Annotated in this window: 15 protein-coding genes; 5 read left to right on the forward strand and 10 right to left on the reverse strand. The window is 31.0% G+C overall.

Annotation, left to right across the window (positions count from 1 at the left end; genetic code table 11):
- Positions 1-31: 31 nt before the first annotated feature.
- Positions 32-1123 (reverse strand): hypothetical protein, encoded by a 1092-nt coding sequence (locus ACJMLB_RS05240; protein ID WP_405324263.1) that lies wholly within the window; start codon positions 1121-1123, stop codon positions 32-34.
- Positions 1124-1451: 328 nt separating this feature from the next.
- Here ACJMLB_RS05240 and ACJMLB_RS05245 point away from each other — a divergent pair, with 328 nt between their 5' ends.
- Positions 1452-2306: an ion channel gene (locus ACJMLB_RS05245; protein WP_405324265.1), complete on the forward strand. Its 855-nt coding sequence runs from the start codon at positions 1452-1454 to the stop codon at positions 2304-2306.
- A 41-nt stretch (positions 2307-2347) separates the two neighbouring features.
- Here ACJMLB_RS05245 and ACJMLB_RS05250 read toward each other — a convergent pair whose 3' ends face one another.
- Positions 2348-3358: a hypothetical protein gene (locus tag ACJMLB_RS05250; protein ID WP_405324267.1), complete on the reverse strand. Its 1011-nt coding sequence runs from the start codon at positions 3356-3358 to the stop codon at positions 2348-2350.
- A 240-nt stretch (positions 3359-3598) separates the two neighbouring features.
- Here ACJMLB_RS05250 and uvrC point away from each other — a divergent pair, with 240 nt between their 5' ends.
- Positions 3599-5443, forward strand: a complete 1845-nt coding sequence (gene uvrC / locus ACJMLB_RS05255) for an excinuclease ABC subunit UvrC (RefSeq protein ID WP_405324269.1) — start codon at positions 3599-3601, stop codon at positions 5441-5443.
- Between the two features lie 39 nt (positions 5444-5482).
- Here the strand turns inward: uvrC and ACJMLB_RS05260 are convergent, their stop codons facing one another.
- Together ACJMLB_RS05260 and ACJMLB_RS05265 are read right to left on the reverse strand one after the other, a co-directional pair.
- Complete coding sequence (locus ACJMLB_RS05260; RefSeq protein WP_405324271.1) at positions 5483-5911, reverse strand: hypothetical protein; 429 nt, start codon at positions 5909-5911, stop codon at positions 5483-5485.
- A 54-nt stretch (positions 5912-5965) separates the two neighbouring features.
- Complete coding sequence (locus ACJMLB_RS05265) at positions 5966-6460, reverse strand: SseB family protein (RefSeq protein WP_405324273.1); 495 nt, start codon at positions 6458-6460, stop codon at positions 5966-5968.
- Positions 6461-6678: 218 nt separating this feature from the next.
- Between ACJMLB_RS05265 and ACJMLB_RS05270 the strand changes: the two genes are divergently transcribed.
- Together ACJMLB_RS05270 and ACJMLB_RS05275 are read left to right on the forward strand one after the other, a co-directional pair.
- Positions 6679-7425 (forward strand): 4-phosphopantoate--beta-alanine ligase, encoded by a 747-nt coding sequence (locus tag ACJMLB_RS05270; RefSeq protein WP_405324275.1) that lies wholly within the window; start codon positions 6679-6681, stop codon positions 7423-7425.
- Between the two features lie 159 nt (positions 7426-7584).
- Positions 7585-8127, forward strand: coding sequence for an AAA family ATPase (locus ACJMLB_RS05275; RefSeq protein ID WP_295605306.1), 543 nt, complete (start codon positions 7585-7587; stop codon positions 8125-8127).
- A gap of 67 nt (positions 8128-8194) precedes the next feature.
- Here the strand turns inward: ACJMLB_RS05275 and ACJMLB_RS05280 are convergent, their stop codons facing one another.
- From ACJMLB_RS05280 to ACJMLB_RS05290, 3 genes are all read right to left on the reverse strand, one after another.
- Positions 8195-8815 carry a thymidylate kinase gene (locus ACJMLB_RS05280; protein ID WP_405324277.1) on the reverse strand — a complete coding sequence of 207 codons (621 nt, stop codon included), beginning with the start codon at positions 8813-8815 and terminating at the stop codon, positions 8195-8197.
- A 346-nt stretch (positions 8816-9161) separates the two neighbouring features.
- Complete coding sequence (locus ACJMLB_RS05285) at positions 9162-9689, reverse strand: hypothetical protein (protein WP_405324279.1); 528 nt, start codon at positions 9687-9689, stop codon at positions 9162-9164.
- Between the two features lie 261 nt (positions 9690-9950).
- Positions 9951-10817, reverse strand: a complete 867-nt coding sequence (locus ACJMLB_RS05290) for a DUF1002 domain-containing protein (RefSeq protein ID WP_405324280.1) — start codon at positions 10815-10817, stop codon at positions 9951-9953.
- Between the two features lie 279 nt (positions 10818-11096).
- Here ACJMLB_RS05290 and ACJMLB_RS05295 point away from each other — a divergent pair, with 279 nt between their 5' ends.
- Entirely contained in the window at positions 11097-11669 is a 573-nt protein-coding gene (locus ACJMLB_RS05295) for a hypothetical protein (protein ID WP_405324282.1), read from the forward strand.
- A 76-nt stretch (positions 11670-11745) separates the two neighbouring features.
- Here ACJMLB_RS05295 and ACJMLB_RS05300 read toward each other — a convergent pair whose 3' ends face one another.
- From ACJMLB_RS05300 to ACJMLB_RS05310, 3 genes are all read right to left on the reverse strand, one after another.
- Entirely contained in the window at positions 11746-12345 is a 600-nt protein-coding gene (locus ACJMLB_RS05300) for a hypothetical protein (RefSeq protein ID WP_405324284.1), read from the reverse strand.
- Between the two features lie 107 nt (positions 12346-12452).
- A complete protein-coding gene (locus ACJMLB_RS05305; RefSeq protein ID WP_405324286.1) occupies positions 12453-13136 on the reverse strand; it encodes a TIGR00289 family protein in 684 nt (227 codons plus the stop codon).
- Positions 13137-13180: 44 nt separating this feature from the next.
- Positions 13181-13786, reverse strand: coding sequence for a hypothetical protein (locus ACJMLB_RS05310; protein ID WP_405324287.1), 606 nt, complete (start codon positions 13784-13786; stop codon positions 13181-13183).
- Positions 13787-13798: the final 12 nt, after the last annotated feature.

Genomic DNA, 13798 nt, shown 5'->3' on the forward strand with positions numbered 1-13798 from the left:
TTTAGAATAAATTAATTAAAAATCAATTAATTTATTCATAAGCACTTACAGAACGAGTTGCCCTTTTAAATTCATCAAACAAATGGTCTATTTCATCATCAAATTCAGTATCAACTTGAGAAATGTTGAGAACCAATTCTTCAGACAATTTATCTAAACCTTTTATAATAGAATTTAAGACAATAAGCTTATTCTTAAGCTCGTCCTCCACTTTAGAGCTGTATTCAGTACTTAATTCAAGAAGATTATATCCTGCATTCAATTGGCTGTACAATGTTTCATGAGAATCATCAACAACTCTCTTGAATCTTGAGTAAGTCAATTGAGGAGGAGCAAATCTCTTTTCGATTAACTCCATTGCATTTTTCTCTTTTTGAGGATAAATTTTTTCCAATTCATTGAACTGTTTCTCATAGAATTTAAATGCTGAAATTACTCCTTCGCTATTTTCACTGATTGTTTCTTCTTCAATTTTAACTTCTTTTACATCATTTGATTTGATATTCGATTTAATCTCTTCAGCGATTGCTTTCCTATATTTATATAATGGCTCAGGTTCAGTGGCAACCATTATGGATCTGAATATGGATACGAAGTAGAAAAGAACTGCAGCTTCAAATGCAACAAATCTGACCTGTGAAAAGCCTATACCTAAAATTCCAATTATCCAAGGAATCTCATATAGAATTCCTTCTAGATACCAGGTTTTATTTGGTGCAGTTTTACCTTTATAGACCAAACCAAGACCATTGAATAATGGAATGAATGAAATTAAGACCCATAAGGAATTGATGATGCCATCAATCTTTTCATCCAAGCTTGTTTCAACAATATTGGATTGATCCAAGTCCTTTTGAAGGGTATAATCTACCATAAAGCTTCTGACAATGGAAACCATTGATGCTAAAGTACCAAATATGAACATTGGAGTTGATACAGTAAGATTTGGCAAAGTCAACAATCCCAAAATAAGAGGCAATTCATAAAGTATTCCCTCTGCAAACCATTGAGCATTTGCATATTTGTTTCCAATATAAACAAATCCTAAACCATTAAAGAATGGAATAAAGGATATCAATACCCATAAAGAGCTTGTAATCTTTTGAAAAATAGTACGTGTCATAACCCCCACCTACAAATTTCTTTCAAAATTGATTTTTTTTAATTAAATATTTAATTAATTCAGTTTCTATTAGTTTCTAATGTATTTGTTAGGATATTTTCATATCCTAAAGTTACTTTAATATTTTTAGTATATAAGGTTTTGTATTTATTTTTCAAAAATGTATACTTTTTTTGAAATTTTTAAAAAAAATAATGTAAAATTTATTGAATTTGAATAATATTTAAAAATTTTAAATAGATTTATAACAAATAAAACAATAATTTTAATTAAGAATAAAAATTTTTTTAAATCTTTTCGAATAAGCATAAAATATCAGAGGCAAATCATGAGCTTTTATCAAAACAGCAAGTTTAATTACTTTTTATCAATATTGATTGTATTAGATTTAATCTTGATTACACTAACATTGATTTCAGATGTAGGGGAGAACCTATATTACAGCATAGTTGTCTTTGATACAATTTTATGTATAATTCTATTTATTGACTTCTTTACAAGATTATCCGATAGCGATGACAAGAAGCATTTCCTAATCAAAAACTGGACAGAACTGATAGCTGCAATTCCATTTGATTTGATCATGTTGCCATTTGTCTTGAATGGTTCTCTTTTAAGAGTCTTCAAGGTTTTGAAATTCATTAAGGTAATCGCTCTCTTTTCACAGTTTTTTGAAACAATTGACTTTTTCCTTAAAAAGACTCATTTGGATGAGATATTCGGCATAACACTACTTGTTGTACTTGGTTCCACACTTGGATTATATCTCTTTGATCCAAACATAAACAGCTTATTTGACAGTTTATGGTTTGTTCTTTCAACAATCACAACAGTCGGTTACGGTGACATATTGCCTCAATCCGGTGCTGGAAAGATAATTGGACTCATTACCTTGATTGTTGGAGTATTGATATTCAGTACAGTTACAGGAGCTATGGCTTCATATTTTGCAAGAAGAGTTTTGATGAATGAAGACTTCAACATTACAGAAAACGATACAAATATTGAACTTCTAAAGGATGACTTAAGCTTTAACAAGAAAAATCTCAATGAGGTTCACACTAAAGTTGATAGAATAGATCGTGATGTAGAGTCACTTAAAAATGAATTAAATGAATTGAAAGAGATAAATAAGGAATTGAAAGAAGAGATAAAAAATTTAAATGAAAATTTAAAAAATTAAAAAATGCTATTTTTAAAAAAAAAAAGAAAGTAAAGGATTTATTATTTGTAATCCTTTACAGAACTGATCAGATTATCCATATTTGCAAAGGGTTCCTTTAGGTCCTCTTCAGATTTCTCATTGTCGCCATCATGGATAATGAGTTCCTCTATAAGATTGTTCATCTCATTATTGATTGATTCCATAACGCTTATTTTACCTTTAACGGTTTCATCCAACCTTTCACTGTATTCTGGAGCCATTTCAATAATGCTTGTAGCGGAATCTGCATTATGATAGAATATCTTATGGCAACTGTCTATTACTGATATGAAACGGTTATGAGTCAATCCCTGACTTTCAAATCTTTTATTTATCATGCCAGTGATGTTTTCCTCTTTGTGGTCGAAAGTGTTTTTCAAATCATTTATTTGAACATTGTAACCCTCGAATTCAGGAATGATTTCAGGACTGCTTGTAACCGGTTCCACGATTGGTTCAGATTGCTGAACAGATACAGCAGGTTCAGGTGGTGAAATAAAACCATTATCCATTCTTTTTTCCTCAAAGTACACCACAAATGTTATGATAATTGATAAGATCCATCCTATCATTGCTAATGAGATTGTAAATTCACCGAGGAAATTAACTAAACCGGCAAATATGAAAACCAATACCCATAGCAACTCAAAGAAAGCTCCTTCCAAAGCCCATCTTTGCCTATTTCTATTCAATCCTACAATGATCAATCCTATCCCATTTAAAAACATTATAAATGAAAAGATTACCCAATATGAACTTGATGTTTTTCTCCCAATGGAGTTTTCACCATCAATAACAAGGAGTTCATCTCCCTTGAATAATACCCAGAATGTTCTGATTATACATACAAGCATCATCAATAGGCCGAGACCTGCAAAAAAAGTAGCGATGCCATCCACATATAAGAATAAGAACATCAAAAACCATGGCATTTCATAAATTAAACCTTCCTTTATCCAATTATTGTTGAATTTTTTTGCTCCAATATAGGCAAATCCCAATCCATTTATAATTGGAACGAATGCAATCAATACAAATAAAACTTTTTCTATACTATTGAATGCTGATTTTGTAATTTCAATTCCCCCTAAAATATTTGTAATTATATTATGTTCTTTAACTTATAAAAATTTTTTACAAAATTATGAAACAAAAAGCTTTATAAAAAATAAAAATCATTATAAGTTAAGAATAATTAAAAATATTATTAGTAAATAAATTAAAGTAAGAACAGAAATTAAATAAAAACAAATAATTATCAAGGTTTTAAAATGTCAACTAAAGTAAACTCACCTGATGAACTTCCTCGCAAGCCTGGAATATACATAATGAAGGACAAGAATGAGGAAATCATCTATGTAGGAAAGTCAAAATCACTTAGAAGCAGAGTGAGATCCTATTTTCAAAAAAACCTTGATAGACCAAAGACTCAAGTATTGATGAGTCATTTCAATAGCCTCGAATACATTGTAACAAATACGGAAAAAGAGGCACTTATTCTAGAAGCTAATCTTATAAAAAAACATAAGCCAAGATACAATATCAACCTAAAGGATGACAAAAGGTACCCTTATGTAAAGATAACAGATGAGGATTTCCCTAAAATAGTCATTACAAGGGATATAGGCAAAAAAGGATCATACTATGGCCCTTTTACAGACGTCACTGCTGTTAGGCAAACCGTTAAATTCCTAAAGCAACTATTTAGAATAAGAACCTGCAAAAGAATGGATGGACCATGCTTGAATAGCCAGATCGACTTATGTTACGCTCCATGCAATGGAAGCATCTCCAAAGAGGAATATCATGAGCATATCAAAAAGATTGACCTTTTCTTCCAAGGAAAGTACAATAAGATCATAAAGGACCTTGAATCTGAGATGAAGGAAGCTGCTCAAAATCAGGAATTTGAAAAGGCAGCGGTCATAAGGGACCAAATCAGTTCAATTGAGGAAGTGATGAACAAGCAATTCGTTGAATTGAACAATGAGCTTGACCAAGACATCATAGCCATTTCATACACCACTCAAAATGCAGTTGTAGTGGTTATGAATATCAGAAACGGGAAAATCATCGGAAAAGACGATTTCCTAATGGACGGTTCCCAGCATACGACCTCAGATGAGGTAATTTCAGCATTCATCAAGCAATTCTATGGAATTAACAGGCACATCCCTAAAGAGATTTTAATTGAAGAGGAGATACCTGATGAGAAGCTTATTGAAGAATGGCTAAGTGACTTAAGGGGAAATAAGGTGTCTATAAAAGTTCCTCAAAAGGGGAATAAGCTCAGATTGGTAAGAATGGCAAGCAAAAATGCAGACATCATCAAAAACCAAAAGCAAAAGATGGAAAACTCCATGATTGAGCTTAAGAAGTATCTCAAGCTTGAAAAGCTTCCAAGAGTTATTGAAGGATACGACATTTCAAACATTTCAGGAAAACTGGCTGTCGGATCCAAGGTTTCATTCTTGGATGGAAAGCCAAATAAGAAGCAATATAAGAAATTCAAGATGAACACTCCTGGCCCTAACGATTTTGCTATGATGCAGGAACTTCTTGAGAGAAGATTGAAGCCACTTAAGGAACATTACGAAAAGATAAGAATCAATGAAGAACACCTGAAAAAGAACGAGGCAGAAACTGAAAGAATCGTTCCATTAAAATTAGGGGAAGAGCCAAATCTTATCGTAATCGATGGTGGAAGAGGACAATTAGGCATGGCTGTTGATGTATTGAAAGAATATAATCTTACACATATACCTATAATCGGTCTTGCAAAGGAATTTGAAGAAATTTATATTCCAAACAGCAGTTTTCCAATAAGAATTCCTCAGGACAATGAAGCACTTCATTTGCTCCAGCAAGTTAGGGATGAATCTCATAGGTTTGCAGTTACATATCATAGGAAATTAAGGTCCAAAAAGATTGAGGAATCACCGTTGGACAATATTGTTGGCATAGGCAAAAAAAGAAAAATAGAGCTCTTAAGACATTTTGGAGATTTAGAAGCCATTAAAAATGCAAGCATAGATGAGATAAAAGAAGTTAATGGAATGAGTGAAAAAGCAGCAACTAATGTTTATGACTATTTCCATAATGAAAATAATGACTAAATTTAATGTTTATATTTATTTCAATCATGAAAATAATGACTAAGAATGACTAGATATATACTCAAAGAAAAGTCTTGCCAAGTTCTTATTGCTAAACATGACTTTATAAGAGACATCATCACAGATTACATCTACTTTTTTTCCATCTATTTTAGAATCAAGGATATTGTTAAAATGAATGACAATATCCGCTTTTTCTTTAAATATAATCTCTTTTTTAGTTAAATAAGCATTAGTGCGAACTCTTTTTGATTCATCATTAATTTGAAGAAGGCACTTTAATTCAAGGTTTAAGAACCAATCTGAATTCAAGAACTCGTTTACAAGCTCTGGAGTGGTATAGAACTTATTGATTCCTTTCTTATCCATAAACATGTTTAAAAGGAATCTGTCTATATTATTCTCCTTAATGATGACTTCAGCATCATTATGGGCTTTTAATGCTTCTTCAGATGGTTTCTTAACCATTAGATCATTGTTTTTTCTTCTAAATCTGCTAAATAACATTTCTTTAATGTTTTATTAGTGATTATGACTTGGGTCATCACAATCAGGGTCATCACATTCCTCAAAGTCATAAAGTTCAATAATAGCTTCTAAAGGAAGCTCTACAGCATTTTCATGGAATGGATTGATTACAACACCATCAAAATCATCATCCTCAATATCAGAGAGTAGCATAGCAAGGTCTTCAGCTGAAATAACTAAACCAAAAATGTCAAAATCCTCTTCTTCAGCTAATTTTTCAAGTTCATCATCATCAGTGTAAATTGGGAAGAGAACATTTCCATCCTCATCTTCAAGTTTCATGATTTCAAGGTCAATCTCTTCATCTAAAGCTATTTCCTCATCGGTTTTTCCTTCTAGAGCTTCAACATCTGAATTCAATTCAGCTGGAATGATAAAGGTAGCTTCCATAAATGCATCTACAAAAGCTTCCAATTGATCTTCAGTCATTTCTTCAGGTCTGGTTTTCATAATTTCCTTAAGTTCTGGATTTTCAACTCTTTCATCCATAAATATTTCTCCATAGGATTTTGTTAAGAATTTTTAAAAATTTTAATTAAATTAAATAAATTATCAAATAATTAACAATTAATTATAGTTTATTACTTATCATATAAATAGAATACAACAATATTTTATAATATTTTTATAAAACATTTTTTTATAAGATGCTTAAACTCTTTTTATACACTATAATTTTATTAATCAATTTAACTAAAATATTAAATATGATACCTAAAACTCATCCACGTTATAAATCATTATTATTAAGAGATAAAGTTAAAAATGCATTTAAGGAAGGATATTTGGCGGATTCAGGTATGATTGCCCATGGTAGAGGTGAAACTTTTGATTACTTGATTGGAGAGAAAACCACTGAAACCGCTAAAAAGGCATGTGAAGCGGCTGTTGCAACAATATTGCTTGCTGAAAACCCTGTATTGTCAGTGAATGGGAATACAACTGCATTAGCTATTGATGAAATCATCGAGCTTGCAAAGGTAACAGATTCAAAAATTGAAATAAATCTGTTTTATAGAACTCCTGAACGTGTGGAAATAATTACAAAAATGTTCAAGGAAAGAGGGTGGGAAGACATTCTCGGAACAAATGATGATGAGCTATTGTATATAAACAATTTGAATAGCCCAAGAGCTACTGCAAGCAAGGAAGGAAGTTACATCGCAGACGTTATGCTTGTTCCTCTTGAAGATGGGGACAGGGCAGAAGTATTGGTTCAAAACGGCAAAAAGATCATATGCATTGACTTGAATCCACTCTCAAGAACAGCTAAAATGTCCACAATAAGCATTGTAGACAATATTGTCAGGGCAGTTCCATTGATGACTCAAATTGCAAATGAATTTAAGGAATCCGGAAAAGCAGATGACAAGGAATTTTTAGAAAATATCGTGAATAATTTCTCCAATGAACAAAATCTTAAAGATTCATTGGCAGAGATTAAATTAAAATAATATTTTTATTTTAATTTAGTCTTATTAATATATTCTAATTTATTTCTAAATTTAGATAAATCTAAGATAAATTTAATAATAATTAAAAATATAAATATATTTTTCTTATAACAAATTTTTACAACAAATCAAAAAAAATAATAATTAAATGGGATTATAATGAAAGTAATAGGAGTAACTGGATTGCAAGGATCTGGAAAAAGCATTTTCTTCGACACTGCAAAGGAAAAAGGTGCACTTGTAGTTAGCATGGGAGACATCATTAGAGAAAAAGCCGCAGAAAGAGGAGAAGATACAGGTACAACTGCCAGAACCTTAAGAGAGGAATTTGGACAATACATTGTTGCTGAGTTAACTGTTGAAAAAATTAAAGAACTTTTAGAAAAAGAAGGGGACATAAAAACCATTTTAGTGGATGGAATCAGAAGCCCTTATGAAATTGAGCTCTTTAAGGAAAACTTTGAAAACTTTATCTCTGTTTCAATTTATGCAAGCCCTCGTACCAGATTTGAAAGAATCTCTTTAAGAGGAAGAGAAGACGACACAACTGATTTTGATGAATTCATGGTAAGAGAGAACAGAGAATTAGGTTTCGGAATAGGAGATGTAGTGTCCACTACCGATTACTTGATTGAAAATGAATGCTCTCTTGAAGAGTTTAAAGAAAAAGTTGCTGAATTTGTAGAAAAAGAAATGGATTAAATCCATTTTATTCATTTTTTTATAAATTTTTATTAACTTTTTTAAAAACTTTTTTTAACTATTTTGACTATTTAATTAAACTATTTTTTCTTTTTTCTAATTTTTTAGGTTCATTCAATAGCTTTGAATCCAAATCATCTAAAATAGTCTCTATTCTTTCAAATATTTCCTCTGGAGAACCATCTGCAGGAATTACATGCCAATTGTATAAAACTGGCTCAGCCATTTGCCTAACCTTTACAAAAGCTTCATAATTCTCAAACATTTCCTCTTTTTCGTTTCTCTTTTGAACACGTTCCACTAATTTTTCAGGAGAAACATCCAGATAGAAGAAATATTCAGAAACAGGCAACGCAAAGCATACAAGCTTGTATACAGGTACTGAAATTGCCTTGTTCAAGTATGAAACAGCCAAGGTATACCTTACAAAGATAACAGTATCTGCCTTTCCATAATACTTGATTACAGATCTTATTGCATCTGCCCCATAACATAAGGTAGCTATTATTTTATTGAGTTTTCCACCTCTTTCGAGAGCTGCCTTGGAATTACGGCCAAAAAAGTTGTCTGATGTTGGATGAGAACGAATGACGACAGTTCCTTCCTTTTCATATTTCTCTTTAATGAGTCTAGCTTGCGTATCTTTACCAGAACCATCAAGCCCATCTATAGCAATAAACCTCTTCATTGTAACATCTCACAGACAATTAAAATAAAAGATTGTATGATTACTTAAAATGCATTTTAAAATGATAACTATTAAAAATATTAAACATTATTTTATTTTAATTAATTGTATTTTCAATTCAATTTTTTCTAAAGAATTAAGATTGAATTAAGAATGGATATATAACCCAATTAAGTAATTATATATCGATAATACATTATAAAGTTTTATAAAAATTATTGAAATATCATAAAAAAGAAAAGAAAATTAAAAATAAGTAAGTAAAAATAAGCAAAAAAGTAAAAATAGCAAAAATAAGAAAGAATAAGTAAAAAAATAAAATGAAAAAAAGAAAAGGTAAATTAAACTATTCGATTATAACATCACCGAAATAGGATTCATCAGTTGCACCAATGAATACAAGATCACCATTTTCTTCATAAACGAACATGTACACTGGTTGTTCAGTTTCCATTAAAGCGGAACTGTCGGTAGTGTTTTGTTGAACTAAATAACCATCATGACCATTAATGGTTTTCTTTTCATAGTCCATATCATCTAAAACATATTCGACTATTTCATTAGTTACATTATAATCTCCATAATCTCCCACTAATACATAAATTGCATTTTGTTTTGAATCATCTTCATATCCAGCAGCAGACATGGTATAGTCAACTCCAGTGGTGGAGTTGCTTTTTTCATTATCCATCTTGTAATCTTCGTTTTCAGTAAAACCAGCAGGTATGTTAAAGTCAATACCGCCTACAGTTATTTGTTGAGCTTCGCTGTCACCGCCGCCTAAAAAACCTAAATCAAATGCGGATGCAGAACCTGCTAAAACAACAGTTAAAATTGCCAAAATAGCTATAATTGCAATCCTATTAAATTTCATTTTAATTCCTCCTTAATTCAATAAAATAATAAATCCAGGATTTATTAGATTATCTGAATTAATTAATAATAGGTTTATAAAATTAGCAATAAATAATTTTTGATATTTTTTTAAGATTTTCTATAAAAACTGCAAATTTAAAAACAAAAAAGAGAAAATAATTAAAAATATTATAGTGATTTAAATAAAAAATAAAAAAAATTTAAAATAAAAAATAAAAAAAGAAAAATAATTTTAGTGAATTTAGACCACTAAATTATTTTAAATACTAAAATTAAAAATGCTTAATATGCTATTGAACAATCCATCCAAGGAAAATCCATTGCCAGAAGAGGAACTGTCTACAAAATCACTGATTTGGTCTTTGTAGGCATTTGCATCATCCTGAACGGATTGAACTTGTTCAATGGTATATGCAAGGTTTTCAATATCATTATCAGATATGTTGATATTGTAGGTTGTACTGTAATCATTGATAATGTTTACAATGGTTGCATGATCTGTAATGCCTTCCTCATTTACCTTTTCCTTTACATCATCCACTAATTTATTTAAGTCATCTGCACTAACATTTGAATTGTTTAGGATTTCCGCTTGAGTAGCAATCTCTTGATTTGCTGCCTCTTTTACATTTTCAGGAATTTCCACATCAGTAGCTTCCTCATAACAATCCATGATACCTGCAAGAGCAGATTCACCTGTAGCGCTAACTGGACTTGTTACATAGACATGTCCTCCTTGAATACCTGCAGACTTAAGTGCTGACATGTACATTTCAGGAGTGATAGTGGTAATTGAATTGTCCACCTCTACAGTAATTTCCCCATTTTGATTCAAGTCAAGAAGTGCAGAGGAAAATATTTGATTTGAATTGTATTGCTTTCCTGAGAAACCACCGGAAATCTTGTTTACATCTCCAGCAGTGATCACTTTTGAATCTATATCATTTATGTTCACATTAGTTTTTCCTGCAAAATAGTTGTCAACAATTGATTTGTATTGCTGATTCATATATGCAGTTTCACCATAGGTTATTACAACTTGATCTGAATTGTCTGCAAATCCAGTTGGAATAACAGCTAATGCCAAAAATATGGCAACGCATATAGCTAGAATTCTTTTATGCATTTTATCACCTCTTATAAATTCATAATCTTATTTTGTTAAACTAGTATATAAATGTAATCTATTTTTTACATAATCGAAAGATTTATAAAGAAAACAGTTATTTTTTCTAAAAAATTGAGAATTTGTGTAAGGTCTATGGTGCATGGATTCATTGAAAGAATTGATTTAAAAAAGTTTTTTTAAAGAAAAGAATGAAATGACGAATTATACATTTAATCAATAAGTTTTTAAGAAAAAGACACATAAATATTATCTAATCAGAGAAAAAATGTGAAAAAAATGAAATGTTCAATAAGAAAAAAGGATTATTTAAAAATATATAATTTGACCAATAATGCATCCCCACTAGGAGACTTCAATTGTGGAGAATTATGCAATTCCATTTGCTGCACTGTTGAAAATGGTGAAAGAAATGATGTGCTTGAAGAAATGGTATTGTATTTGCTTCCTGGTGAAGAGGAGATGCTTGAAAACGAGTCTGATTGGTTTGAGATGTTTTATGAAACAACTGATGAGATTGAATATCCGGACTCTTGGGATGGGGAAGTCTATTATATCAAATGCACCAATCCGCCACACTGCAATAGAAGATTAAGGCCAATCCAATGCAGGTCTTTCCCACTTAGCCCACATTTTGATAAGGACAACAATCTGCATTTGATCTATGATGTGGATGACATGACATACCAATGCCCAATCATAGCTGAAAAAATGGATTTGGATGAGGATTTCCTTAAAAAGATTTATAAAATGTGGAAAAGGTTGACAGAAGATAAGTTGATCTTTGACCTTGTTAAAATGGATTCTCTAAAAAGGGAAAAGAATAAAATAGATTATAAGATTGTATTTTAAAAAAAGAAAAGAATAAAATAGATTATAAGATTGTATTTTAAAAATAGTAAAGGTGATGATTGAATTGAATCAATCATTACCATCTATAATTATAATATGATGCGTCATCAAAGGAATCGTCAAAGGAATCATCATAAGCGTCTGATTCATAATAAGCATCATCATCGAAATCATATTCATTGCTGTGATAAGGCTTATAATCCCTTTGAGTAATTGATGATACGACATTTGTGACACTTGGCCCTTTTATGTGCAAATAGATCATATCGTCTTCTGATGCAAAAACAAATGTTTTAATCTTATTTCTTTTATTGTAAAATCCTGTGATTCCTGAAATTGAAGTTTTATAGAGCTTTTCATCATTCAGCTTGAATGAACTGAACCCATCCATTACATTCTTATTGAAACTTGATGAATGCATTTCCAAACTTATGTTTACAAAATTCTTGCCCTTTTGGAAGTTCATGTAATTCAAATGGTTAACTTCATCCCATCCTTCATTAACCAATTTGTATGAACTTGGAACATTAAATCCATATCCTCTCATATAATAAGTTTCAAAGCCATTTGGAACATTTTCTTCAGCTGAAATGGAATCAATAATCAACACTGCTGAAAAAAGAATCATTAAAATAAGTGAAATAGTTAAAATGCTTTTTTTAAAACCTTTTGCCATATCAATAACCCCCATTAACTATACACATAGATAAACATTGTTAAATATAAATATTTGCAATTATTCAATATCAATCAACTACAATTTGCTTTTCAATTATTTTGCAATTATTCCTTATCAACCACACAGGCATCAGTTATATTGTATGTGCCGCTATCATGATGCCAATCTATATCTGCATCCAATATTTCAATTCTTTTTTTAAATATAGGGCCATCAATAACTAATGTTTCAGCCTCTCCTCCTTCAAAAGCAAGATGAAGATAAGTCTTTTCACTGATTTTCTCAAGCTCTGCCAATGCCTCCTTATCAATGAGCCTGCCTAGCCATGATTCATCAAGCCCATAGGCAAAAACGCCACTGATTATGACCTTAAAGCCAGAATCAATAACCAAATCCATATATTCCTTTGGATCTGCATGCCAATATGGTGAAATGGCTTCAATGCCAATCTCATCTGCCAATTTTTCAATTCTGGATTTTTGATAAGTGGAAAACAATGCACCTGTGTAAATGGCTTCAACTCCAAGGTCTTTCAATTGCTTGAATCCTTCCTTTAAGTCTTCAAGCTCCTCTTCCTTTACACCAGCAGTTTTAACTTCAATGATAGGAATGCCTATAGCTTCTGCCTGCAAGTCAGTCAAATGAATGTTTGGAACATGAAACATGTAGGACTCATCATTTTGAGACTTGATAGAAAGGAGATATTTTACATCATCTCCATTGTTTATAGCATAATTTAAAGCCATTACACTATCTTTTCCACCTGAAAATAAAACAGCAGATTTCATTATTTACACCATTGAATTAAGTAATAAAAAAAAGTAATTGAATTTCAATTGTCAATAAAATATGATGAATCGTCATGTCCACCATAACTTAAATAATCTGAATCGTAGTCATCGTAATAATTATTGGAATCTTCAATAAAATCAGATAAGCCATAACTACTTGAACGTTCCATAAATGATGTCAATCCATCATCAGAGTAAGGCTCTTTATCTGTTTGGGCTATCATGCCTAGAATCACTAATATTATCATTAGAACTGCAAATGCTAAAAAGCACTTATTGAAGGATAAATTAGATAAAAAACCGTTATTTGATGATTTGGATGTATAAGTTTTTGTAGTCTTTGCACTTGAAGTGGATGAACTTTTAGCACTTGAACCAGTAGAAGAAACACTAGAACTAGAACTTATAACACCGGAATCAGAAGAAGAAACACTAGAACTGGAGCCAATAGTTTTGGAATCGGTGGACTTTGCAGGCTTAGATACTACCTCATCATCAGAAGTTATAGGTACAGTTATACTTGAATTGTCAGATTCCTCTGACTTGATATTGCTTTCCACTTTAGAAAAGTCAAACCCGCAATTTGAACAATAACGATTATTGTCATTGTGTTGTTTAAAACCACATTCTGGACAGAATTTAGCCATATTATCCCCCTT

The sequence above is a fragment of the Methanobrevibacter sp. genome (genome assembly GCF_045114555.1).
Taxonomy (GTDB): Archaea; Methanobacteriota; Methanobacteria; order Methanobacteriales; family Methanobacteriaceae; genus Methanobrevibacter.

Coding starts and splice junctions, on each gene's coding strand:
- uvrC (WP_405324269.1), top strand. CDS start 3,599: ATGTCAACTAAAGTAAACTCACCTGATGAACTTCCTCGCAAGCCTGGA.
- ACJMLB_RS05280 (WP_405324277.1), bottom strand. CDS start 8,815: ATGAAGAGGTTTATTGCTATAGATGGGCTTGATGGTTCTGGTAAAGAT.
- ACJMLB_RS05265 (WP_405324273.1), bottom strand. CDS start 6,460: ATGGATGAAAGAGTTGAAAATCCAGAACTTAAGGAAATTATGAAAACC.
- ACJMLB_RS05285 (WP_405324279.1), bottom strand. CDS start 9,689: ATGAAATTTAATAGGATTGCAATTATAGCTATTTTGGCAATTTTAACT.
- ACJMLB_RS05310 (WP_405324287.1), bottom strand. CDS start 13,786: ATGGCTAAATTCTGTCCAGAATGTGGTTTTAAACAACACAATGACAAT.
- ACJMLB_RS05300 (WP_405324284.1), bottom strand. CDS start 12,345: ATGGCAAAAGGTTTTAAAAAAAGCATTTTAACTATTTCACTTATTTTA.
- ACJMLB_RS05260 (WP_405324271.1), bottom strand. CDS start 5,911: ATGGTTAAGAAACCATCTGAAGAAGCATTAAAAGCCCATAATGATGCT.
- ACJMLB_RS05270 (WP_405324275.1), top strand. CDS start 6,679: ATGATACCTAAAACTCATCCACGTTATAAATCATTATTATTAAGAGAT.
- ACJMLB_RS05295 (WP_405324282.1), top strand. CDS start 11,097: ATGAAATGTTCAATAAGAAAAAAGGATTATTTAAAAATATATAATTTG.
- ACJMLB_RS05245 (WP_405324265.1), top strand. CDS start 1,452: ATGAGCTTTTATCAAAACAGCAAGTTTAATTACTTTTTATCAATATTG.
- ACJMLB_RS05290 (WP_405324280.1), bottom strand. CDS start 10,817: ATGCATAAAAGAATTCTAGCTATATGCGTTGCCATATTTTTGGCATTA.
- ACJMLB_RS05275 (WP_295605306.1), top strand. CDS start 7,585: ATGAAAGTAATAGGAGTAACTGGATTGCAAGGATCTGGAAAAAGCATT.
- ACJMLB_RS05240 (WP_405324263.1), bottom strand. CDS start 1,123: ATGACACGTACTATTTTTCAAAAGATTACAAGCTCTTTATGGGTATTG.
- ACJMLB_RS05305 (WP_405324286.1), bottom strand. CDS start 13,136: ATGAAATCTGCTGTTTTATTTTCAGGTGGAAAAGATAGTGTAATGGCT.